The organism is Pedococcus sp. (assembly GCF_036000045.1).
Lineage (GTDB): Bacteria > Actinomycetota > Actinomycetes > Actinomycetales > Dermatophilaceae > Pedococcus.
Genome location: NZ_DASYGF010000087.1, coordinates 1 through 21,920 on the forward strand (window position 1 = coordinate 1; position 21,920 = coordinate 21,920).

Here is a 21,920-nt window from a genome sequence, read left to right on the forward strand (position 1 = left end):
CCCCCGCCCCTGGCTACCACGAAGGCCCACCAGCACTCCTCCTGGTGGGCCTTCGGCATACCTGTGCAGTGAGTCGACGCGTGCGTCCACGGCGCCTTCAGTCTCAGTGCAGGATGCTCGCCACGACCGCCACGGCGACCACGATGACCAGCACCGCGATGGTGACGCGCCGGCGGAAGACCGGGGTCATCGGACGGCCTCCGGCACCGGCTCGGAGACCGTCTGGGCAGGCACCGTGCGGATCCTGATCCGCGGGCGCCGCCGCGACTCATAGCTCACCTGGACATTCTCACGCCTGGTCATCCAGAACGCCGTGCCGATGAGCATGAGCCCGACTGCCACGGTGCCGATCCCGATGGTCCAGCGCGCTCCCCACACCTGGCCGATCCAGCCGATGAGCGGCGCGCCCAGCGGCGTCCCGCCCATGAAGATCGCCATGTAGAGCGCCATGACCCGTCCTCGCATAGCCGGGTCGACGCTGAGCTGCACCATGGCGTTGGCCGTCGTGAGAGCCGTGAGCGCGGACAGGCCGACGGGGACCAGCGCCAACGCGAACAGCGCGTAGGTCGGGGCCAGCGCCGCAAGACCGCTCGAGACGGTGAAGCCCAGCATGGCGACGAGCAGGACCCGCAGCCGAGGCCGGGCTCGGCGAGCGGACATGAGCGCTGCCGACAGCGACCCGATCGCCATGATCGAGCCGAGGAGGCCGTACTCCTGCGGACCCTTGCCGAACACCTGGGTGGCCATGAGCGCGGTGGTGATCTGGAAGTTCATGCCGAACGTCCCGAGCACGAAGACCAGTGCCATGACGAGCTGGATATCGGGCCTGGTGCGGACGTAGCGCACGCCCTCCTTGATGGCTCCCTGCCGACGCCCGAGAACCGGCGCGGGCAGCAGGTCGCTCGTGCGGATGGCAGCCAGGGCGACCATTACGGCGACGAACGTCGCAGTGTTGAGCAGCAGCGTCCAGCCCGTGCCGAAGGCGGCGATCGTCAGTCCGGCCAGACCGGGCCCGATGAGCCGCCCGGCATTGAACGACGCGCTGTTGAGCGAGACTGCGTTGGCCAGCCGGTCGCGCGAGACCAGCTCGGACACGAACGTCTGCCGAGCCGGGTTGTCGACGGCGGTCGCCAGCCCGGTGAAGAGCGCGACGCCGTAGACCATCCAGAGCTGAGCAGTCCCGGTCACGGCGAGCACGCCGAGAACGAGGGACGAGAGCGCGAGAGCGGTCTGTGTGATGGCCAGGATGACGCGCTTGGGGTAGCGGTCCGCGATCATGCCCGCCCAGGGGGCCAGCAGCAGGAACGGCAGGAACTGCAGCCCGGTGACGATGCCGAGAGCCGTGGACGAGTGCCGGGTCAGCTCGGTGAGGACGAGCCAGTCCTGTGCCACCCGACCCATCCAGGTGCCGATGTTGGAGACGAACGCTCCGGTGGCATAGATGCGGTAGTTGCGGATGCTGAGCGAGGAGAACGTAGGGCTCATTCGGCAGCCACCTTGGTGAGGATGGTGGCGGCCTGGCGCAGGATGTCCTGCTCCTCGCGGCTCAGGTGGGCGACGCGCACGGACATCCAGGCGTCGCGACGGCGCTTGTTGTCCCTGAGCAGGGCCACGCCTTCAGGCGTCAGCGAGAGGATCACCTGGCGGCGGTCGGCGGGGTCGTCCGTGCGCTCCACGAGGCCGCGCTCGACCAGCCCGCTGACGGTGCGGGTCATGCTCGGGGCACTGACGCGCTCGATCTCGGCGAGCTCGCCGGGAGTTCGTGGGGTGCCCTCGAGGCGCACGAGGACGGAGTACTGGTGCGGTGCCACGGCATCCGTGCTCTCGAACCGGACGCGCCGGGAGATGCGCATGCAGGCGAGTCGGAGCTCACCTGCGAGGGCGGACACTGCAGAGGGCGACAACCCCGCATCCGAGCCTCGCCGGGTGGTGCGATGGGGCACTGGGTTCAACGGCTGCTCCTTCTTCGATACTTAGCGTAACTCATTACCCGTGCTAAGTATTTCGAAGGCCAGAAGCCGCCCTTCCCCGATGTCGGCGCGCGCAGGCCCACATCCGCCTGGTGGCGGCGCTTAGGATGGCGGCATGAGCGACTCCGAGCCGGTCGAGCCCGCCCAGGTCGCGCCCGACCTCGGGCCGCACGCCGCCGTGGTGAGCACCGGTCAGGTCATCGTGGGCGGCATCGCCGCCTGGCTGGTGGCGCTGGTCGTCACCCTGGTGGTGCCGACGCTCCACCAGGGGCCGCGGGACTGGTGGCCGTGGACCTGTGTGGGCGGAGTGGCCCTAGGCCTCTTCGGCTACAGCTACGTGCGCCGCGGGCGCGGGAACGCGCACGACGCGGGATAGCGGATACGCCCGCGAGGCGGGACAGTCCGAGACGAGCAACGCCGCGCGACAGCCCGCACGGCCGCCGAGCTCAGACCACGTCGTACGCGACCTCGTCGACGAGCGGCTCGCCGACCATCACCGGGGGCGCCGGCTCGACGTCGATCTCGGAGTGGGCGCCGCAGCCGTGGTCAAGACTCACGACGCGACCGTCGCTGGGTGACCAGGCGTTGGCGCACACGCCGAAAAAAGAGCGCAATGCACCCGCCATCGGCAGGAAGTAGCCGCAGGTGGAGCAGGGTGCAGGCGCCTTCTCGGCGACCTCGGAGTGCGGGCCGCTCTCGCCTTCGTACCACCGCTGGGCGGCAGCCTCGCGACCCTCGGCCGAGAGCACGCGCTTGCGGCCCAGACCCAGCTCGAACGTGGCGAGCTCGTCGACCTCCTCGTCGCCCGTGGCCTCGAAGCCCGCCTCGAGGAGCGGGTCGTCCTCCTTGTACGGCAGCACGTCGCCCGCGCCCACGTCGCCGGGCGCGAGCCGCTCGGCATACGGGAGCCACTCGGGCGCGAGCAGCGCACCCTCCCCGGGGACGAGGTTGGTCTCGCAGATGGTCGCGACCTTGCCTCGCGGCACCCGCGCGAGCGTGATCGCCCAACGCCAGCCCGGGTATGCCGCGGCGGTGCAGGCGAAGTAGTGCGTGGCCAGCCGCTCGTCGTCCATGATCATGCCGAGGTGGTCGCCGACCGTGCCGGGCTCGGCGACCAAGGCCGCGCCTTCACGGGCGACATCCACGGCGGCAGCCAGGACGGCATCCTCCTTGGGGGTCGCCATCACGGCTCCAGCTGGTCGGCCAGGAAGCGCAGGACCTGGGCGAGCTTGGCACCGTGGTCCTTGTCGAGGCGGCGGCCGCGCCGAAGCGAGTTGGAGGCGTTGTCGAGCAGCTTGATGGCGTCCTCGACCAGGGGCGCGAGGTCCTCGGGTGGCTTGCGGGTCGCCTCACGCTTGCCTGCGGCGACCGAGGGTGCAGGCTCCAACAGGGTCAGCTGCAGCGCCTGGGTGCCCCGGCGACCCTCGGCGACGCTGAACTCCACCCGCGTCCCGCCCTTGAGCGTGCCGACCCCCTCGGGCAGCGCGTTCGCGTGCAGGAACACGTCGCCGCCATCGTCGTCGGAGATGAAGCCGAAGCCCTTCTCCGCGTCATACCACTTGACCTTGCCAGTGGGCACTGTCCACCTCTGCCGTGAATGAGAGACCATCGGTCTCGAAACGTTGGGGTGCGCCTTGTGCGCTCCCGCAAGGCTAACGCGTGGCGCCAAATCCTTTGTCGTATGCCGCGAGGGCACGGCCCCGCGCGAAAACCGGTGGGGAGCTGTCGGTGGCGTGCGGCAGGATCTCAGGGTGAGCGAAACGGCGAGCCCCGAGACCCTGGCGCCCGAGACGGGGTCGGGCCACAGCATGCGCGGGTTCTGGAGCGAGCTGTCGACCGAGGGCCGATGGCTGCTGTCGACGGTGGCCGTGCAGACCCTCGGGCGCGGCCTGACGCTGCCGTTCACGGTGATCTACCTCCACGAGGTCCGTCACATCTCGCTCGACCTGGCCGGCCTGCTGATGGCCTTCATCGCCGTGGTCGCCCTGGCTGTCACGGGGCCGGCCGGGGCACTGACCGACCGGCTGGGGGCGCGCGTGATGCTGCTGGGCTGCACCGCGGCCGAGGTGCTCGGGCTGGCCGTGCTCGCCTTCGCGACGACACCGACCGTCGTGGCTTTCGCGTTCCTGCTCATGGGCATCAACTTCGGGGTCTCGTGGCCGGCCTTCAACGCCCTCGTCGCTGCGATCGTGACCGGCCCCGCGCGCCAGCAGTACTTCGGCGTCAACTTCGCGCTCGTCAACCTGGGCATCGGCCTGGGCGGAGTCGTGGGCGGGGCTTATGCCAACGTGCACCGGCCCGAGACCTTCACCGTCATCTTCCTCGCCAACGCAGCCAGCATGCTGGTGCCGATCGTGCTGCTGCTTGGCCCCCTGCGACACGTCCACGGGCGAGCCGAGCGCCCGCATGACAGTGACGCGATGGCCGGCTCCTACCTGGCGATCCTGCGCGACCCGGCCGTCGTCTGGATGACTGTGCTGACCTTCCTGGGCACCTTCGTCGGCTACGGCCAGATGGAGGCGGGCTTCCCGGCCTTCGCCCGCCAGGTCAGCCAGGTGTCGACCTCCGTGGTGGGCTTCGCCTTCGCGGTGAACACCGCCGTGATCGTCGGCCTCCAGTTCTTCGTGCTGCGGCGCATCAGTGGCCACCGACGCACCCGCGCGCTGGTGGTCATGGCCGCCCTGTGGGCCACCGCGTGGCTGCTCCTCGGGCTCACCGGCCTCACGCCGGGCACCATGCTGGCCGCGGCCGGCGTCCTGACCTTCCACGGTCTGTTCGCCCTGGGCGAGACCCTGCTGCAGCCCACCATCCCGGCCATCACCAACGACCTGGCCCCCGACCACCTGCGCGGCCGCTACAACGCGGTCAACGCCGGTGCGTTCCAGGCCGGCACGATCCTCGGCCCCGTGGTCGCCGGGCTCCTGCTGAGCCATCAGTGGTCCACGGCCTTCGTCGTGATGATCGTGGTGGGCTGCGCAGCGATGGCGCTGCTCGCCCGGGTGGTCGAGCGACAGATCACCCCGGAGGTGAACGGGCTTCAGCCAGTGACGGGGCGGATACCCCAGGTGCCCGTCCACGACTGACCAGGCTCCAGGTGGAGCAGGTCCACCCCGGAGTTGAAGGCGTCCGCAGGGCAGCTCATGGGCTCCACGGCGATCCCTCGCGCGCCATCCACGCCCGAGTCGGCCCCCTTGTCCGTGAACACCTGGAACCAGGGGAAGGCCTCGTCGCCCCAGACGGTCACCGACGGTCGGTCCTTCAGCGAGGCAAGGGTCACCTCCCACCGGCCTGCCGCGTCCAGGTCCACCTGCGTGTATGCCGTGTCCAGGCTCACCGTGCCCAGCTCGCGCGGCGTGCGGAAGTCGTGCTCCGGACGAACCTCCGCGCTGCCGGTTGGCAGCTTCCGGTCATCCACGAGCATCTCCTGCTGAGCTGGCGCATGGAGGACCACCTGCGCGAGCGGGGTGTCCCCGAGGGCGACATAGGGATGCGCGCCGTAGCCGAACGGCACAGTGGCCGCGCCGCGGTTGGTCGCCAACGGGGTGACCTTCAGGCCCTCGTCGCCCAGGGCATAGGTCAGCTCGAGCTCGAGCAGCCCGTCCCAACCCGGTTGCGGAAACAGCGTCGCGCCGACGCGCAGGGACGAGTCGTCATGGCTCAGGAGTCGCCAGGGCAGCCATCGCACGAGCCCGTGGCTGGCGTTCCCCAGCGCGGGTTCGGTCAGCGGCAGCTGGTACTGCTTGCCGGCAAAGGAGTACCGGCCGTCCCGGATGCGGTTGGGCCATGGCATCAGCTGCTGGCCGCGACCGAACCTGGCGACCTCGTCGGGACCGTAGCCGGCCACGATGTCGACACCGTCCACGGTGTAGGTACGCAGACCGCCACCGAGCTCCACGACCGTCGCCGTGGCCGACCCCTTGCGGATCGACCACTGCTCGCCGCTGACGGCTCTCACGGGGCGGCGACCGCGCGGATCAGGACCGCTTTGGCCCCGGCCTTCTGCGCGATGACGAGCACCGTGTCACCTTTCGCGAGGTTGGTGGCCCTGCCGCGGGTGCTGGAGTCCACGGCATAGGTGGCGGTGAAGCCGTCGGAGCTCTTCACCGTGACCGAGGTGCCACTCGCGGCGGTCACCGTGCCGCGCTGCAGCGTCATCGCGGTGGGGGTTCCATTGGCGCTCTGAACCGTGAAGTCACCGTGCTGCACCATCCCCAGACCTGCGCCGGCCCCCAGAAGGGATCGCAACCCCCTGCCGTTCCCAGGTCCGTTGCCGTTGGCCCCCGCCCCTGGCCCGGGCTGAACACCCATCAGGCGCTTTCGCTGCCCGGGCGCGAGCTGACGTCCGAAGGGCGGCTCGGCCTGGGCGACGCGGATCTGGTTGTGGAAACCCAACACCCGAGACCCGACGAACAGACCGGCGCCGATGAGGCCGAGCACGAGGAGGACGGCGAGGCATCCCGCCACGATGAGCGCGACGAGGCCACCGGTGGTCGACGTCGCCTGCCGGAACAGGCCGGGCCCCTTGGGCGGGCGCGGCGGCGGCCCGGCGGGAGACCCGTACGGCGGTCCTGCGGGTGGACCAGCTGGTGGGCTGGCTGGCGCCCCGTAGGAGGGACCCGTGGGCGCCCCGGAGGACGGGCCGGTGGGCGGTACGGGCGGGATGGGCCTGGTCGGCTCGGCGCCCGACTGCGACGTGCCCCCTGGCAGGACTGGCTCGGACATGATGCCTCCTTCGTCGACACCCACTATGAATGAGGACGCTGTGGGCCGGGTGTACCTACGCTGAGAATCTGCCGAGACCGGGGGCACTACCGTGGTGCGGTGACCCCCTCCCTTCGTCACGCCGTCACCGGCGCGACCCGCTCGATCGCCGACGACATCCGTGGGCGCAGTGACGAGCAGCTCCACGACCTCGTGCGGCGCCGCCAGGACCTGGCCCGCCCCGCGCCCTCCGACCTGTCCTCGCTCGCCGCCCGAGCGACCACTCGGGCCAGCGTGCAACGTGCGGTGGACGGCCTTGACCTGGCCCACCTGCAGGTGCTCGAGGCCGCGACGGTGGCGGACTCACCGCTGGCGGTCACCGACGTCGCCGCCCTGCTCGGCGCCGACCAGGCACTGGTGGAGGACCTTCTCGACGACCTCTGGACCCTGGCCCTGCTCTGGCGCAGCCCCGAGGGCCTGCGGGTGGTCCGCACCGTGGCAGAGGTGCTCCCGAACGCCGCCGGGTTGGGCCCTCGGGCAGCCGACCTGCAGCTGGCGCTGCCGGACCAGGAGACGCTGCTGTCCCTGCTCGACACCGCACCGGCGGCCGCTCGCGCGATCCTGGACCGTCTCGCCTGGGGCCCTCCCTTCGCGGTCCTCGCGCTGGGCACCCCGGACCGGGTGGCCGAGGGCGCCCGGTGGCTGGTCGAGCACCACCTGGTCTCTCCCACCGGCGAACAGCTGGCGCTGCCGCGAGAGGTCGCGCTGGCCCTGCGCGGGGGTCTGAGCCATGCCCGCGCCACGCTGACCGCCCCTGCCCTCACCGGCACCGAGCGAGACGCGTCCACCGTGGACTCGGCCGCCGGCCAGGAGGTCTCCGACCTGCTCGCCCTCGTCGACGAGCTCGCCGCGGACTGGGGTCTGCGACCGCCGCGCGTGCTGCGCACCGGAGGCCTTGCCGTCCGCGACCTCACCCGCCTGTCGACCGTCCTCGATGTCGACCGCTCCCGCGCCGCCTTCGTCGCGGAGATCTCGTATGCCGCGGGCCTGCTCGCCGACGACGGGGCCCTCGAGCCATCCTGGGCGCCGACCCCCGCCTACGACGAGTGGGCTCAACAGCCCGGCGCCGCTCGGTGGGCGGTGCTGGCTCAGGCCTGGTTAGCCAGTACCAGGGCCGCCCACTTGGTCGGCACCACACCAGCCGGGGTCTCTGGCACGGTCAACGCGCTGGGTCCGGATGCCCATTGGCCGCCGGTCAGGGTCCTGCGCCACGACGCCCTCGAGCTGCTCGCCGACGCCCCTGCGTGGACGGCCGTCACTGCCGCAGACCTCTCGGAGGCGCTGCGCTGGCATCGCCCCCGGCGCACTCCGCAGCGCCTGGAGACGGTCGTCGAGGCCCTCCACCGCGAGGCACAGTGGCTCGGCATCCTCGGCCGAGGCGCCCTGTCAACGGCTGGTCGCGCCCTCCTCGCCGGCGGCGACGAAGCAGCCCTGGCCGAGGCGATGCACCCCCACCTCCCCGAGCCGATCGCGCACATCCTGCTCCAGGCCGACCTGACCGCGATCGCGCCCGGCCCCCTGGAGGGCGGACTGGCGACCTTCCTGCGGCTGGTGGCGGACATCGAGTCGCGTGGTGGGGCCACGGTGTACCGGTTCGCGCCAGACACCGTGCGGCGTGCACTCGACGCCGGCTGGTCGGTCGACCAGGTCCTCGCAGCACTGGGCGACGCCAGCCAGACTCCCATCCCCCAGCCATTGGACTACCTCGTCCGAGACGTCGCGCGACGCCACGGGCAGGCAAGGGTGGGAGCCGCTCGGGCCTACATCCGCTGCGACGACGCGACGACCCTGGGCGCCATGCTGGCCGAGCGCGCCCTCTCTCCGCTGCAGCTGCGCAGCATCGCGCCCACAGTCCTCGTCTCCCCGGTCGCCGGCGAGACCGTGCTCGAGTTCCTGCGAGAGCACGGGTTCGCCCCCGCCGCCGAGACTCCGGACGGCGGGGTCGTGGTCCCCGCCGCAGGACGTCACCGCACCCCCTTGCAGCGGCGCACCACACCGGTCCGTTCCCACACCGTGGACGACGAGCTGGTGACCACACTGGTTGCTTCCCTCCGTGCCGGCGAGGAGTCGGCGGCATACCAACGGGAGGAGCTGGCGCGCCGTCCCGGACCCTCCCTGGCGAGCACCGACCCGACCACGACACTCGCCGTCCTGCGCGAGGCGGCCGCCGACCGGCAGTCCGTCTGGGTCGGCTACTCCGACGCGGGCGGGCGCGTGGAGCGGTTCCTGTTCGCTCCCGACCGCGTCGAGGGAGGGCGGGTGCACGGCACCTCCGACGGCATCCCGCGCACGTTGTCGATCCACCGCGTGACCGGCGCTGCACCGAGCTGACTCAGCGGCACGGGCTTCGGGGAGACCTGGATCAGCCCGCAGATCCGGCGAGCGCCCTGACGACGCGCGACGGCGACGGCCGGCCCAGCTGCCCGGCCATCCACACGCTGGTCTCGACCAGGGCAGCGAGGTCGACGCCCGTGTGCACCCCGGCCCCGTCGAGCGCCCACACCAGGTCCTCGGTGGCGAGGTTGCCGGTGGCGCTCTTGGCATAGGGGCAGCCACCCAGCCCGCCGGTCGAGGCGTCGACGACGCGGACCCCGTGACGTAGCGCGGTCATCGTGTTGGCGAGCGCCTGGCCGTAAGTGTCGTGGAAGTGCACGCCGATCCGCTCCACGCCCACCCCGCGCGCGTCCAGCGCCTCCAGCAGGCGGCTGACATGCCCCGTCGTGCCCACGCCGATCGTGTCGCCGAGCGAGAGCTGGTCCGCGCCGAGGTCCATGAGCCGCACCGCCACGTCGACGACCTGCTCGACAGGCACGGGCCCCTCCCACGGGTCGCCGAAGCACATCGACACGTACGCGCGCACCCATAGCCCGGCCGTCTTGGCACGGTGGACGACGGGCGCGAACATGTCGATCGACTCGGCCACCGTCCGGTTGAGGTTCTTGCGCGCGAAGGTCTCGGTCGCACTGCCGAAGATGGCCACCGCCCCGACCCCCGCCGCGAGCGCGCTGTCGAGACCCCGCTCGTTCGGCACCAGGACCGGCCGCTGCGGACCCCGCCCGACCTCCCGGAGCTCGGCGAGCAGCTCGGAGGCATCAGCCAGCTGCGGCACCCAGCTCGGCGGCACGAACGACGTGGTCTCGATGGTCTCGAGACCCGCAGCCGCGAGCCGGCGGATGAACTCGGCCTTCACCGCCGTGGGGACCACGGTCTTCTCGTTCTGCAGACCGTCCCGAGGACCGACCTCGTAGATGGTCACCCGGGCCGGTAGCTGCGGGTCGGGCTCACGCTGGGGAAGGCCGGTGCTCACCCCCTGATCCTGCCATTGGCTGGTCGCGGTCCCCCAACTCTGCGCCCCGAGCTAGATTGGCGGGATCATCCGGCCGAGGGAAGGACAGCGATGAGCGAGACGCCGCGCAACGACGATGAGCTCGAGGCCAGTGGTGAGACCACGCCCATCGACACCTCGCGCACCCAGTCGGTCCCCTCGGCCGCCGAGGTCCCCCCACCGGGGCCTCCTCCGGGCGCGCCGGCCCCCGGCGCGCCCGCCTACGGCTCCCCAGGCGAGGGCTTCCCACGCCAGGCCTCCCCGGGCCAGGGCGCACCGGCATACGGCGCACCCCCCACGAACCCGCCGCAGAACCCGTTCGCCTCCCCCGCCGAGGGTGCTCCGCGCAGCCCGTATGCCGGGCCACCGGCCGGCGCAGGTCCCCAGCCTCCGTACGGCGCTCCTTACCCGCCGCCACCCCAAGCGGCCAGCGGCTACGGCGCACCTGGCTACGGCTCCGCCCCCGGCTACGGCCGACCCGGTCAGGGCGGCCCTGGCTATGGCGCCCCTGGCTATGGCGGCCCTGGCTATGGCAGCCCCGGTTACGGTCCCGGCTACGGCGGCGCCCCGGGCTATCCCGGCCCCTACGCTCCCTCGCGCCCGATGAGCGGCGCCACCATCGCCCTGTTGGTCGTCTCCGGACTCGGCACCCTGTTCGGCGGCTGGGGCATCCCGGCCCTGATCCTCGGCATCATCGCCGCAGCCCGCAAGGACGAGCCGTCGACCTCTGCCAGCCTGACCCGCTGGGGTTGGATCGCCCTGGTGGTGTGCTTCGTGCTCGCCATCCTCGCGTTCGTCCTGCTCGGCGCCCTCCTGACGTCGTTCAGTACCAACAACAACTTCAGCTCGGGGGCCTAGGTGCCCGACGGCCCCCTGATCGTCCAAAGCGACAAGACGCTCCTGCTCGAGGTCGACCACCCGCGCGCCGAGGAGGCACGCCGGGCCATCGCTCCCTTCGCCGAGCTGGAGCGCGCGCCCGAGCACATCCACACGTACCGGGTCACGCCGCTGGGGTTGTGGAACGCGCGAGCCGCGGGGCATGACGCCGAGCAGGTCGTCAACGCCCTCATCACCCACAGCCGTTATGCCGTCCCGCACGCCCTGCTCGTCGACGTCGCCGACACCATGGACCGCTATGGACGGCTGACCCTCGAGAAGGACCCGGACCACGGCCTGGTCCTGCGCACCACCGATCGCCCGGTCCTTGAAGAAGTGTTGCGGCACAAGAAGATCAGGCCCCTCATCGGTGAGCGGATCGACGACGACCGCGTCATCGTGCACCCCTCCGAGCGCGGCCACCTCAAGCAAGAGCTGCTCAAGGTCGGCTGGCCGGCCGAGGACGAGGCCGGCTACGTCGACGGCGAGGCCCACCGCATCGACCTCGACACCTCGACCTGGTCGCTGCGGCCCTACCAGCAGCAGGCCGTCGACGGCTTCTGGCACGGCGGGTCCGGAGTCGTCGTCCTGCCCTGCGGCGCCGGCAAGACGCTGGTGGGCGCCGGCGCGATGGCCCAGGCCAAGGCGACGACGCTGATCCTCGTGACCAACACCGTCTCGGCCCGCCAGTGGCGCGACGAGCTGCTCAAGCGCACCTCGCTGACCGACGACGAGATCGGCGAGTACTCCGGCGCCCGCAAGGAGATCCGGCCCGTCACCATCGCGACGTACCAGGTGCTCACCACCCGTCGCAAAGGCGTCTACACCCACCTCGACCTGCTCGACGCCCGCGACTGGGGCCTCATCGTCTACGACGAGGTGCACCTGCTCCCCGCCCCCATCTTTCGCATGACCGCGGACCTCCAGGCCCGCCGCCGACTGGGGCTCACTGCCACCCTCGTCCGCGAGGACGGCCGCGAGGCCGACGTCTTCTCCCTGATCGGTCCCAAGCGCTACGACGCTCCGTGGAAGGACATCGAGGCACAGGGCTACATCGCCCCGGCCGACTGCGTCGAGGTGCGGGTCACCCTCCCCGACAGCGAGCGCCTCGCGTATGCCGTGTCCGAGCCGGAGGACCGCTACCGCCTGTCCTCGTGCAGCCCGGTCAAGATCCCCGTGGTCGAGCGGATCGTGGCCCGGCACCGCGGCGAGCCGACCCTCGTCATCGGGCAGTACCTCGACCAGCTCGACGAGCTGGCCCAGCGCCTGGGCGCTGAGGTCATCACCGGCGAGACGCCGGTGGGCCAGCGCCAGAAGCTGTTCCAGGCGTTCCGGGTCGGCGAGATCGACCTGCTCGTCGTGTCCAAGGTGGCCAACTTCTCGATCGACCTCCCCGAGGCGAGTGTGGCGATCCAGGTCTCGGGCACTTTCGGGTCACGCCAGGAGGAGGCTCAGCGCCTCGGTCGCGTGTTGCGTCCCAAGGGCGACGGCCGCACGGCGCACTTCTACACAGTGGTCTCCCGCGACACCGTGGACGCCGAGTTCGCCGCCCATCGCCAGCGCTTCCTCGCCGAGCAGGGCTACGCCTACCGGATCGTCGACGCCGACGAGCTTCCTGCTCCCACCGACTGAGGACTGGGCAGACTCCCAGGCGGTACACAGGCGGCTCTCAGAGTCGACGCCGAAGATGGAGTTGTGACCGCTGCCCTCCCCGAAGCGCGCCTCCTCGTCGTCGAGGATGAGCCGAACATCCGTGAGCTCCTGGCAACCTCGTTGCGCTTCGCCGGCTTCGAGGTGCATGTCGCCGCCGACGGCGCGACGGCGCTCCATCTGGCCACCACCAACGAGCTGGACCTGCTGGTCCTCGACGTCATGCTCCCCGACATGGACGGGTTCACCGTGACCCGCAAGCTGCGCGACAGTGGGCGCCGACTGCCGATCGTCTTCGTCACCGCCAGGGACTCGGTGGACGACAAGATCAAGGGCCTCACGGTGGGAGGCGACGACTACGTCACCAAGCCCTTCAGCCTCGAGGAGGTCGTCGCCCGCATCCGGGCGGTGCTCCGGCGGACCAGGGGCGAGAAGGACGACAGCGCGGCCCTGCGTTTCGAGGACCTCGAGCTGAACGAGGACTCCCACGAAGTGCTCCGCGGAGGCCGGTCCATCGACGTCTCCCCCACCGAGTTCAAGCTGCTCCGCTACCTCATGCTCAACCCCAACCGCGTGCTGTCGAAGACCCAGATCCTCGACCACGTCTGGGACTACGACTTCCGTGGTGAGAGCGGCATCGTCGAGTCCTACATCTCCTACCTCAGACGCAAGATCGACGTCGACGGCGTTCCGCCCCTGATCCACACCAAGCGCGGGGTGGGCTACGTCCTGCGCCGTCCGCCAGGGGCGTGAGCGTGACCGCGACCTCCGCACCGGGGCGAGGGTCGGCGATCACGGCGGTGACCCGGCGCCTCGAGGCGCTCCCACTGCGGCTGCGCCTGATCGCCGTGATGGTGGTGCTGCTGCTGGCGGCCCTGACGGTGACCGCGTCCGCGACGGCCTTCCTCATGCGCCAGGACCTCGTCAGCCGCGTCGACCAGGACCTCCAGCGGGCCTGGCCCAGCGTCGCCCAACAAGCCCTCGACACGCTTGTGCGCCAGCAGGGCGCGACCCGTCTGCCCAGCGGCTACGCCGTCGTCTTCTATCCGGCTGACGGTTCCAACCCGGTCGAGCTCGACCCGACAGGCGAGCAGCTGCGCCCTGGCGTTCCCGCCACCTTGCCGCTGACGAGCCCCCATGTGCGCTCGGGCGTGCCGTTCACCATCGGCTCGCAGGGCGACAGTACCCACTGGCGGGCCATCGCCGGCCGCACCCGCGACTTCTCCGCCACGTTCATCGTCGCGGTACCCCTGCAGAGCGTGGACCGCACCGTGCGCCGGCTGGTCCTCGTCGAGCTGCTCATCGGCCTCACCATGCTCGTCGGCTGCGCCACCGCCGGCTGGTATGCCGTCCATCGCGCCTTCCGCCCGCTGCGCCAGATCGAGGACACCGCAGCCGCCATCGCGGACGGTGACCTGACCCGCCGCATCCCCACGCGCACGGCCAAGGACGAGGTCACCTCCCTGTCGCGTTCTCTCAACGTCATGCTCGCCCAGATCGAGCAGTCGTTCGCCGCCCGCGAGGCCTCCGAGGAGCGCATGCGCCAGTTCGTCGCCGACGCCTCGCACGAGCTGCGGACTCCCCTGGCTGCGGTCCGCGGCTACGCCGAGCTCTACCGTCAAGGCGCCGTCCGCGACACCGTCGACGTCGCGAGCGCGATGTCACGCATCGAGGGCGAGGCGACCCGCATGGGCGGTCTCGTCGAGGACCTCCTCGTCCTGGCGCGTCTGGACGACCAGCGGCCCCTGAGCATCGTCCCCGTCGACCTGACGCTGGTGGCGGCCGAAGCCGCCCAGGATGCCCGGGCCATCGCCCCGGATCGCAGGATCACGGTCGTCGGCATCGACGGGCCGGTCATGCCGACCCTCGCGGCCGGTGACGAGCCGAAGCTGCGACAGGTGGTCGCCAACCTCGTGTCGAACGCGCTCAACCACACCCCGGAGGGGACACCCGTCGAGATCGCCGTGGGCACCCGGCTCACGGAAGGCACCTCACTGGCGGTGCTCGAGGTCCGCGACCACGGCCCCGGCGTCGACCCGCAGAAGGCGCGCAAGGTCTTCGAGCGGTTCTACCGCGCCGACCCGTCTCGGGTGCGCGGTCAGGGTGGTGGCAGCGGCCTCGGGCTCGCCATCGTCGCGGCGATCGTCAACGCCCACCACGGGCGGATCGGGGTCGGCCAGACCCCTGGCGGGGGCGCCTCGTTCGTCCTACAGCTGCCCACAGCCAACTCTCAGGCCCAGCCCAGAACTCCTTGACGTTCACCGGCTTGACTGGTCTCACCAAGCCGGAACAAGGAGTAATGCCATGACCCAGACCCACGCGGAGACCGAGTCCCAGCAGGACGAGCCGACCACACCCGTCTGGTTCGGCTCGACGCAGGAGCTCCCGACCCAGCACCCCGCCTTCGGCGGCGTGCCCTCCGGCGAGCACCCGGCATACCCGCCGGTCTTCCAGCCACCGGCTGGGCCGCCCCCTTCCTTTCCCACTCGGGACGGGGCAGAGCCTGCCCAGCCGGCCAACCGTCGCCGTTGGACGGAGCTCACTGCCGTCGCGGCGATCGCCGCCGTTCTCGCGAGTGGTGGCACCTATGCCGCGACCCAGCTGGACAGCTCGCAGACATCCTCCGCTGTGAGCTCCACCCTGGGTCGCGGCACCGACGCGGGCCCGGTGGTCCAGGCCAACGCCACCAACCCCAACTGGACGGCTACCGCGGCCGCCGTCGCCCCCAGCGTCGTCTCGATCACCGTCGACTCCAGCCAGGCGACGGCCCAGGGATCCGGCGTGGTCATCGACACCAAGGGCCACGTGCTGACGAACAACCACGTGGTCGACGGCGTGGGATCGGGCGCCACCCTCACGGTGACCCTGCGCGACGGCCGGGCCTACACGGCCACGGTCGCCGGCACCGACCCGAGCACCGACCTCGCCGTCATCACCCTGAAGAACCCGCCCAGCGACCTCAAGCCCGTCGCGTTCGGCAACTCGACCGACCTCAAGGTCGGCGACCCCGTCATGGCGATCGGCAACCCGCTCGGGTTGGCGGGCACCGTCACCACAGGCATCGTCAGCGCCCTGAACCGCCCGGTCACCACCCAGTCGTCCGACCAGTCCGCGCCCACCGACCCGTTCGGTCAGGGCGGAGGCGGAGGCGGCTCGTCGACCGGCTCAGGCAGCGACTCGGTGGTCACCAACGCCATCCAGACCTCGGCCGCGATCAACCCCGGCAACTCTGGGGGCGCTCTCGTCAATGCCAGCGGGCAGCTCGTGGGCATCAACTCGGCCATCGCCTCACTCGGGTCCTCCGGGTCGAGCCAGAGCGGCAGCATCGGCATCGGCTTCGCGATCCCGGTGAACGAGGCCAAGAGCATCGCCACCCAGCTCATCGACAAGGGCACCGCCCAGCACGCCTTCCTCGGCGTCACCCTCCAGGACGGCAAGGCCACGGACGGCTCCAGCCAGCGGGCCGGCGCCCAGGTCACCAGCGTGAGCCCGGGGACTCCGGCCGCCAACGCGGGGCTGCGCCGCGGCGACGTGGTCATCGGCGTCGACAATGACCCGGTCGACTCGTCCCTGTCTCTGGTCGCCAACATCCGCGAGCGGGCCGTGGGCGACAAGGTCACCCTGACGGTCCTGCGCTCCGGCAAGCAGCTCACCCTGACGACGACCCTCGTGGCCAAGTCCGCGACGAGCCAGTGACCGCCTAGTCCCCGGGCCGAGGGCTCGAGGGCTCGCAACCAGGGCTCGCAACCAGGGCTCGCAAACCGTTCGACGGGGGCGGCAGTCGATGGCAAGGTTGACCCTTGTGTCTGTCGCCCCCGAGCTGAAGCGAGAGCAGGACTACCTTGACTGGGCGCGGGCCGGACTGGCCCGCATGCGCGAGCAGACACTCTCGCTCAAAGTGCAGGCGCACGACCCCATCTCGGCCGAGCATCTGGCTCGGACCCTGCACCTGCGCGCCGCATCGCTCCAGGACGACCCCTCGACCACGCTGTTCTTCGGGCGGATCGACACCGACCAGGCGGAGCGGTGGTACATCGGCCGACGTCACGTCGCCGACCCGGCCGGCGACCCGCTGGTCATCGACTGGCGAGCCCAGATGTCTACGGCGTTCTACCGGGCGTCGCGGGCCGAGCCCATGGGCGTCACGCTGCGGCGGCGGTTCGGCCTCGACCGGGGAGCGATCACCGCCTACGAGGACGAGCACCTCCAGGACCGGCGCGAGCACGACGTGCGAAGCCACATCCTCGCCGAGGAGATCGAGCGCCCCCGCGTCGGCCCGATGCGCGACATCGTCGCCACCATCCAGCCCGAGCAGGACGAGATCGTTCGGGCGGGAGCCGACCAGACGATCTGCGTCCAAGGCGCGCCTGGCACCGGCAAGACCGCCGTCGGTCTGCACCGGGCCGCGTGGCTGCTCTATGCGTTCCGCGACCGGCTGGCTCGCTCCGGCGTGCTCGTGATCGGCCCGAACCGCGCGTTCCTCGAGCACATCGCCGCAGTGCTCCCGGCTCTCGGAGAGGTCGCGGTGGGGCACACCACCGTGGAGGAGCTCGTGGCGTCCGTCGCGGTTCGAGGGGTCGACTCGACCGAGACCGCGGTGCTCAAGGGCGATGCCAGGCTCGCCGAGCTCCTGCGGCGTGCCGTGTGGTCGGCGGTGCGACCGGCCAGCGAGCCCCTCGTGGTCCCGAGGGGCGTGCGCAAGTGGCGCGTCCCGGCATACGAGGTCAACGAGCTGCTCGACGAGCTGCGGACCAGAGGGGTGCGGTACGACGCCGCCCGCCAGATGCTGCCGCAACGTCTGGCACATGCGGTGCTCCTGCAGATGGAGCGGGCCGGCGACTCGCCGGACGACCGGGTGCAAGACCAGGTGGCGCGGTCCTCGGTCGTGAAGAAGTACGCCCAGGCGTTGTGGCCATCGTTGGACGGGCGAGCCGTCCTCTTCGGGCTGCTCTCCGACCCAGCCGAGCTGGCCCGCCACGCCGACGGGCTGCTCACGCCGCGTGAGCAGGAGCTCCTCGTGTGGGAACGGGCACCGCGAGCCAAGGGTGCGGCTCGATGGTCGCTCGCCGACGCCGTCCTGCTCGACGAGCTGGGCGACCACATCTCACGGACCCCCTCGTTGGGACATGTCGTGCTGGACGAGGCGCAGGACCTGTCGCCCATGCAGCTGCGCGCCGTGGGCCGGCGGTGCTCGACCGGCGCAGCCACCGTCCTGGGGGACATCGCGCAGGGCACCACGCCGTGGGCCACTGACTCGTGGGAGACCTCGCTGGCCCATCTCGGCAAGCCGGGGAGCCATGTGGAGGTGCTCGACCGCGGCTTCCGAGTGCCGGCGAGCGTGATCGAGTTCGCCGCCCAGCTGCTGCCGACCGTGGCGCCCGGGCTCGGAGCGCCCATCTCGGTCCGCGACAACCCTGGCCGCCTCGACGTGCTGGAGGTCGAGGCGGCGAACGTCCTGACGAAGACCGCCTCCGTCGTCGGGTCGGAGGCGGCCGAGCCGGGCTCGGTCGGCGTCATCGCTCCGGACGACCTGGTCGACGCTCTGTCAGCCGCCCTCAGCGCCCAGGGCGTCGAGCACGGAGTCCTCGGTCAGGACCATGGCGACATCGACCACCAGGTCGACCTCGTGCCGGCGACCGTGGCCAAGGGCCTCGAGTTCGACCGAGTGGTCGTCGTCGAGCCGGCCGCGATCGTGGCGGCCGAACCTGACGAGCGCACCGGGCTGCGCCGCCTCTATGTCGTGCTCACCCGAGCCGTATCCGCTCTGACCGTCGTGCATGCCGAACCGCTGCCCGCACAGCTGACGAGGAGCGAAGCGCTGGGCGACGGGTCGCGGGTGTGAAGGGCTCGCCGCCGCCCAGCTGACCCGTCATCCCCTCGACCGGTCGACAAGTAGACGTCTCGAACCCTCCGACGGTGACGTCTGCCAGACTTGGCCGGTGCCCACGCTGCGCACCCGGTGGACGCTCGACATCGCCGACGTCATCCCCGGCGCGCCGCCCGACACCGTCGCGGCCATCGGCTCGGACCTGCTCCGACGCCTCGCTGAGCCCCACCGCGCCTACCACACGGCCCGCCACCTCGAGGAGCTGTTGCGGGCCCTGGAGGATATCGAGCACTCCCGCGAGATCACCGCTCGGCAGGCGACCCTGGCCAGAGTCGCGGGGTGGTTCCACGACGCGGTCTACGACACCACGGCGGCCGGCGGCACCAACGAGGCAGACAGCGCAGCGCTCGCGGTTCGCGACCTCTCCGCCCTGGGCTTGGCGCGCCGCGACGTCGAGGCGGTGCGTGACATCGTGCTGGGATCTGAGCTGCACGAGCTCCCGAGCGACCCCCTGTCGGCGGCCTTCCACGACGCCGACCTCTGGATCCTGTCGGCGCCTGCCCAGCGCTACGCCGAGTACACCGCACAGGTGCGGCGCGAGTATGCCGCGGTGCCGACAGACGCCTTCCGGACGGGACGGGCCGCCATCCTGCGGCCGCTGCTCGCCCGGGAGTCCATCTTCGCCACCGGGGTGGCCCGGAGTCGCTGGGAGGACCGGGCCCGGCACAACCTCACCCGCGAGCTGGACGAGCTCACGGCCCGATAAGGCGTGATTGACCCGTGATTGTCCCGATGATCAGGGCGCTATCCACAGGTTTTCCTTAACCACACAGGAGTGTCGGTAGTCAAGCCGATATTCAAGGTTCGCATAGCTCGTTGCATCTCGTCGGGTCGGCTGTTTTGTTGGGGCGGGACAAACCACACAGTCCGGGGGACGCATTGGATCTGCACTTGTTGAAGGGCTTTCTGGCCGTTGCCGAGGCAGGCTCCGTCTCCACAGCGGCCGAACAGCTCGGGTACTCCCAGCCCGGGCTGAGCCACCGGATCCAGACCCTTGAGCGCGAGCTCGGCTGCGTGCTGTTCCGCCGCCGTGGCAACGGCATGACGCTCACGCGCGAGGGACAGATGCTCCTGCCCTACGCTCGCATGACGGTCGCCATGATGCGTGACGTCAACCAGGCCATCGCCGAGTTCCGCGACCTGAGGTTGTCGGCCCGGAACGCCCAGGACCGCCCCCAGGACCGCCCCCAGGAGCGGCCCCAGGACCGGGGAGACCCTCGCGAGTGAGCCGCGGCCGCCGCCCCGCCTCCTCGGTCACGCGCCCTGCAGGACGTGGGCCACCAGCGGCCACCAGAAGCGCCCTCCGGCGAGCGCCGCGAACTGGTCCGCGGTGACCCAGGCCGGCGCCACGGCATCGGACTCCGAGGCGTGCAGGTCCCCTCCAGCTCCCGCGACCACCGCTCTGAACAGCTGGAGGGCGCCCCCTTGCGCAGGCCACCGCCCGCCCGCCGAGACCGGTTCGAACCTCTCGAACCCGACCGGCCTCAGCTCACCGGGCGCCAGACGCAGCCCCGTCTCCTCAGCCACCTCGCGCAGAGCACACTCCACCACGGACTCCCCCCGCTCGCGCCAACCCCCGGGAGAACCCCACTCCTCACGCCGGGGGCTGTATACCGCCACGAACCGGCCGGCGGCGTCACCGACGACGACCATGGCGGCAAAGACCGACTCCTCCTCCACGGGCTGGTCGGAGAGCCACAGCTCAATGTGGGCCACCGACGCGTCGGCGAGCTCGACGGCCTCGAGCCGGGCGAGCAGGCCACTCATTGCGGCTCGAGGACGTCGGCGAGCAAGGGCCACCAGTGCAGCCCCGACAGAGCCGCGCGGGCCCGGTCCGGCGCCAGCCACCTGGCCCCCAGGCGCTGCCCGACCACCTCGCCCTCCAGCTCGTCCTCGGCGTCGATCGGGTGGCCCCTCGCCGGGTCCCGGGCGAGGAAGACGGCAAAGCACGCCTGCGGAGCCGGCCATGGGTAGTCCGGCCCGGGGCTGGGCACCGTGTTGCGGACGTACCCAAGCAGCCGCGGCGTCGCCCGCCCCGGGGCCCCGAGCACACACTCCTGGAGCTGGGCGAGGGCGCCGGAGACCTGCACGTCACCAACGGTCCGCGAGGGCAGGTCCAGCCCGCCGTCGGAGCGCGCCACCGCCAGCAGGTTCCGACCACGAAGCACCGCCAGACGCACCAGAACCGTGTTGGCGGGCGCGCGCTCCAGGCGAGACGCGATCACGTCAGCCCTCGACCCCGGAGGTAGCCACGGGGCCGCCGGAACCGACTGCACCACCCGCTCGCGGGTGCGCTTCTGGATCCGCAGCCCACTGTCCCGCAGGATCCGGGCCAGCTCACGACCCCCTACGAGCTGAGCCCCGGCCGCCACGAGCGCGGCATGCCGCTCCTGCGGCACGTCGTAGTGGTCGCCTTCGAACCCTCGGCGAGGAATCCCTTGCGCCGCAGCGAAGTCGTGCAGCTCGGCATACGAGCTGTCACTGATCAGATGCGACCACAACCGCCCGTGCGCCGGCCACGCCGGCGGGTCGATCCAGATGGTCACCTGCCCGACGCTACTGCCTGGCCGGCGCTGCTGTGGATAACCCGCGGAGCCAGGCGGCCGAGCGCCTACGGTCGTCACAGGAGCGGGAGTCACGGGGGCCCCGCCGGCGAGAGGGAGCACATCATGTCTTCGCAGTTCCAGGTCGACCCGCAACGCATCAGTGCGGCCTCGGGCGACATCGCCCGCATCTCCAGTGAGATCGAGGCACAGGTCAGCGCGATGATGGCGCGGCTCCAGGGCCTCCAGGACGCCTGGACCGGCACGGCGGCGGCCCGCTTCCAGGCCTTGGTCAGCGAGTGGCACTCGACGCAGCGACAGGTCCGCGGGTCACTCGACTCCATCAGCAGGGTCTTGAGTGCCGCGGGCGCCCACTACGCGGAGACCGAGGCCCAGAACCTACGCATGTTCAGCTAGGCCCCACACACGCGACCGAGGGCGGCTCACCTTTCGGTGAGCCGCCCTCGGCTATGGCGTATGCCGGGTTGCTGGGGTCAGAACCCCATGCCGCCCATCTCGTCGCCACCGGGAGCCATCGGCGCAGCCTTCTCGGGCTTGTCGGCGATGACGGCCTCGGTGGTGAGGAACAGCGCGGCGATCGACGCGGCGTTCTGCAGCGCCGAACGCGTGACCTTGGCCGGGTCGATGATGCCCGCGGCGATGAGGTCGACGTACTCGCCCGTGGCCGCGTTGAGGCCCCAGCCGGCGTCCAGCGTGCTGACCTTCTCAGTCACGACGCCGCCCTCGAGGCCGGCGTTGATCGCGATCTGCTTCAGCGGAGCCGAGGCAGCGACGCGCACGATGTTCGCACCGGTCGCCTCGTCGCCCTCGAGCTCGAGCTTCTCGAACGCAGCCTTGGTGGCCTGCAGCAGGGCCACGCCACCACCGGCGACGATGCCCTCCTCGAC

Annotated in this window: 22 protein-coding genes; 12 read left to right on the forward strand and 10 right to left on the reverse strand. The window is 71.2% G+C overall.

The features are described from left to right. Positions 1 to 186 precede the first annotated feature (186 nt). Together VGN50_RS12875 and VGN50_RS12880 are read right to left on the reverse strand one after the other, a co-directional pair. Entirely contained in the window at positions 187 to 1,485 is a 1,299-nt protein-coding gene (locus tag VGN50_RS12875) for an MFS transporter (RefSeq protein ID WP_327445209.1), read from the reverse strand. Beyond that, positions 1,482 to 1,853, reverse strand: coding sequence for a MarR family winged helix-turn-helix transcriptional regulator (locus VGN50_RS12880; protein ID WP_327445210.1), 372 nt, complete (start codon positions 1,851 to 1,853; stop codon positions 1,482 to 1,484). Before VGN50_RS12880 ends, VGN50_RS12875 begins: the two co-directional genes overlap by 4 nt. A 232-nt stretch (positions 1,854 to 2,085) precedes the next feature. Between VGN50_RS12880 and VGN50_RS12885 the strand changes: the two genes are divergently transcribed. Continuing rightward, the gene (locus tag VGN50_RS12885) at positions 2,086 to 2,346 is read left to right on the forward strand and encodes a DUF2530 domain-containing protein (RefSeq protein WP_327445211.1); all 261 of its coding nucleotides are present in this window, start codon (positions 2,086 to 2,088) and stop codon (positions 2,344 to 2,346) included. Positions 2,347 to 2,416: 70 nt separating this feature from the next. Here the strand turns inward: VGN50_RS12885 and VGN50_RS12890 are convergent, their stop codons facing one another. Continuing rightward, on the reverse strand, positions 2,417 to 3,154 hold the full coding sequence (locus VGN50_RS12890; RefSeq protein WP_327445212.1) for a DUF3027 domain-containing protein: 738 nt from the start codon (positions 3,152 to 3,154) through the stop codon (positions 2,417 to 2,419). Beyond that, positions 3,154 to 3,549, reverse strand: coding sequence for a cold shock domain-containing protein (locus VGN50_RS12895; RefSeq protein WP_327445213.1), 396 nt, complete (start codon positions 3,547 to 3,549; stop codon positions 3,154 to 3,156). Before VGN50_RS12895 ends, VGN50_RS12890 begins: the two co-directional genes overlap by 1 nt. 172 nt (positions 3,550 to 3,721) lie before the next feature. Here VGN50_RS12895 and VGN50_RS12900 point away from each other — a divergent pair, with 172 nt between their 5' ends. Then, complete coding sequence (locus tag VGN50_RS12900; RefSeq protein WP_327445214.1) at positions 3,722 to 5,053, forward strand: MFS transporter; 1,332 nt, start codon at positions 3,722 to 3,724, stop codon at positions 5,051 to 5,053. Here VGN50_RS12900 and VGN50_RS12905 read toward each other — a convergent pair. Next, entirely contained in the window at positions 5,008 to 5,925 is a 918-nt protein-coding gene (locus VGN50_RS12905; RefSeq protein WP_327445215.1) for an aldose 1-epimerase family protein, read from the reverse strand. The genes VGN50_RS12900 and VGN50_RS12905 overlap by 46 nt on opposite strands. Then, positions 5,922 to 6,692 (reverse strand): hypothetical protein, encoded by a 771-nt coding sequence (locus tag VGN50_RS12910; RefSeq protein ID WP_327445216.1) that lies wholly within the window; start codon positions 6,690 to 6,692, stop codon positions 5,922 to 5,924. The genes VGN50_RS12905 and VGN50_RS12910 overlap by 4 nt, the downstream gene beginning before the upstream one ends. Positions 6,693 to 6,791: 99 nt before the next feature. On the opposite strand from VGN50_RS12910, the gene VGN50_RS12915 reads away from it, so the two are divergent. Beyond that, positions 6,792 to 9,062 carry a helicase-associated domain-containing protein gene (locus VGN50_RS12915; RefSeq protein WP_327445217.1) on the forward strand — a complete coding sequence of 757 codons (2,271 nt, stop codon included), beginning with the start codon at positions 6,792 to 6,794 and terminating at the stop codon, positions 9,060 to 9,062. A gap of 31 nt (positions 9,063 to 9,093) precedes the next feature. Here VGN50_RS12915 and VGN50_RS12920 read toward each other — a convergent pair whose 3' ends face one another. Beyond that, complete coding sequence (locus VGN50_RS12920) at positions 9,094 to 10,038, reverse strand: hydroxymethylglutaryl-CoA lyase (protein ID WP_327445218.1); 945 nt, start codon at positions 10,036 to 10,038, stop codon at positions 9,094 to 9,096. 90 nt (positions 10,039 to 10,128) lie between these two features. Between VGN50_RS12920 and VGN50_RS12925 the strand changes: the two genes are divergently transcribed. From VGN50_RS12925 to VGN50_RS12960, 8 genes are all read left to right on the forward strand, one after another. Next, positions 10,129 to 10,914 (forward strand): hypothetical protein, encoded by a 786-nt coding sequence (locus tag VGN50_RS12925; protein ID WP_327445219.1) that lies wholly within the window; start codon positions 10,129 to 10,131, stop codon positions 10,912 to 10,914. After that, positions 10,915 to 12,564, forward strand: a complete 1,650-nt coding sequence (locus VGN50_RS12930) for a DNA repair helicase XPB (protein WP_327445220.1) — start codon at positions 10,915 to 10,917, stop codon at positions 12,562 to 12,564. 63 nt (positions 12,565 to 12,627) lie between these two features. Beyond that, the gene (locus tag VGN50_RS12935) at positions 12,628 to 13,335 is read left to right on the forward strand and encodes a response regulator transcription factor (protein ID WP_327445221.1); all 708 of its coding nucleotides are present in this window, start codon (positions 12,628 to 12,630) and stop codon (positions 13,333 to 13,335) included. A 2-nt stretch (positions 13,336 to 13,337) separates the two neighbouring features. Continuing rightward, on the forward strand, positions 13,338 to 14,837 hold the full coding sequence (locus tag VGN50_RS12940; protein ID WP_327445222.1) for a HAMP domain-containing sensor histidine kinase: 1,500 nt from the start codon (positions 13,338 to 13,340) through the stop codon (positions 14,835 to 14,837). Positions 14,838 to 14,886: 49 nt separating this feature from the next. After that, positions 14,887 to 16,278 carry a S1C family serine protease gene (locus tag VGN50_RS12945; RefSeq protein WP_327445224.1) on the forward strand — a complete coding sequence of 464 codons (1,392 nt, stop codon included), beginning with the start codon at positions 14,887 to 14,889 and terminating at the stop codon, positions 16,276 to 16,278. Between the two features lie 106 nt (positions 16,279 to 16,384). Beyond that, positions 16,385 to 18,424, forward strand: coding sequence for an AAA family ATPase (locus VGN50_RS12950; protein WP_327445225.1), 2,040 nt, complete (start codon positions 16,385 to 16,387; stop codon positions 18,422 to 18,424). Positions 18,425 to 18,521: 97 nt separating this feature from the next. Further along, positions 18,522 to 19,175, forward strand: coding sequence for a hypothetical protein (locus VGN50_RS12955; RefSeq protein WP_327445226.1), 654 nt, complete (start codon positions 18,522 to 18,524; stop codon positions 19,173 to 19,175). Positions 19,176 to 19,360: 185 nt separating this feature from the next. After that, complete coding sequence (locus VGN50_RS12960; protein ID WP_327445227.1) at positions 19,361 to 19,696, forward strand: LysR family transcriptional regulator; 336 nt, start codon at positions 19,361 to 19,363, stop codon at positions 19,694 to 19,696. Between the two features lie 27 nt (positions 19,697 to 19,723). On the opposite strand, the gene VGN50_RS12965 is transcribed toward VGN50_RS12960, so the two are convergent. Both VGN50_RS12965 and VGN50_RS12970 read right to left on the reverse strand, forming a co-directional pair. Further along, positions 19,724 to 20,236 (reverse strand): NUDIX hydrolase, encoded by a 513-nt coding sequence (locus tag VGN50_RS12965; RefSeq protein ID WP_327445228.1) that lies wholly within the window; start codon positions 20,234 to 20,236, stop codon positions 19,724 to 19,726. Further along, the gene (locus VGN50_RS12970) at positions 20,233 to 21,015 is read right to left on the reverse strand and encodes a DUF4031 domain-containing protein (protein ID WP_327445229.1); all 783 of its coding nucleotides are present in this window, start codon (positions 21,013 to 21,015) and stop codon (positions 20,233 to 20,235) included. The genes VGN50_RS12965 and VGN50_RS12970 overlap by 4 nt, the downstream gene beginning before the upstream one ends. Positions 21,016 to 21,138: 123 nt before the next feature. Between VGN50_RS12970 and VGN50_RS12975 the strand changes: the two genes are divergently transcribed. Then, positions 21,139 to 21,429 (forward strand): WXG100 family type VII secretion target, encoded by a 291-nt coding sequence (locus tag VGN50_RS12975; RefSeq protein ID WP_327445230.1) that lies wholly within the window; start codon positions 21,139 to 21,141, stop codon positions 21,427 to 21,429. Between the two features lie 77 nt (positions 21,430 to 21,506). Here the strand turns inward: VGN50_RS12975 and VGN50_RS12980 are convergent. Then, a partial coding sequence (locus VGN50_RS12980) for a TCP-1/cpn60 chaperonin family protein (protein ID WP_327445231.1) occupies positions 21,507 to 21,920 on the reverse strand: 414 nt, incomplete at its 5' end.

Coding starts and splice junctions, on each gene's coding strand:
- VGN50_RS12945 (WP_327445224.1), top strand. CDS start 14,887: ATGACCCAGACCCACGCGGAGACCGAGTCCCAGCAGGACGAGCCGACC.
- VGN50_RS12965 (WP_327445228.1), bottom strand. CDS start 20,236: ATGAGTGGCCTGCTCGCCCGGCTCGAGGCCGTCGAGCTCGCCGACGCG.
- VGN50_RS12880 (WP_327445210.1), bottom strand. CDS start 1,853: ATGCGCATCTCCCGGCGCGTCCGGTTCGAGAGCACGGATGCCGTGGCA.
- VGN50_RS12875 (WP_327445209.1), bottom strand. CDS start 1,485: ATGAGCCCTACGTTCTCCTCGCTCAGCATCCGCAACTACCGCATCTAT.
- VGN50_RS12910 (WP_327445216.1), bottom strand. CDS start 6,692: ATGTCCGAGCCAGTCCTGCCAGGGGGCACGTCGCAGTCGGGCGCCGAG.
- VGN50_RS12925 (WP_327445219.1), top strand. CDS start 10,129: ATGAGCGAGACGCCGCGCAACGACGATGAGCTCGAGGCCAGTGGTGAG.
- VGN50_RS12890 (WP_327445212.1), bottom strand. CDS start 3,154: ATGGCGACCCCCAAGGAGGATGCCGTCCTGGCTGCCGCCGTGGATGTC.
- VGN50_RS12885 (WP_327445211.1), top strand. CDS start 2,086: ATGAGCGACTCCGAGCCGGTCGAGCCCGCCCAGGTCGCGCCCGACCTC.
- VGN50_RS12975 (WP_327445230.1), top strand. CDS start 21,139: ATGTCTTCGCAGTTCCAGGTCGACCCGCAACGCATCAGTGCGGCCTCG.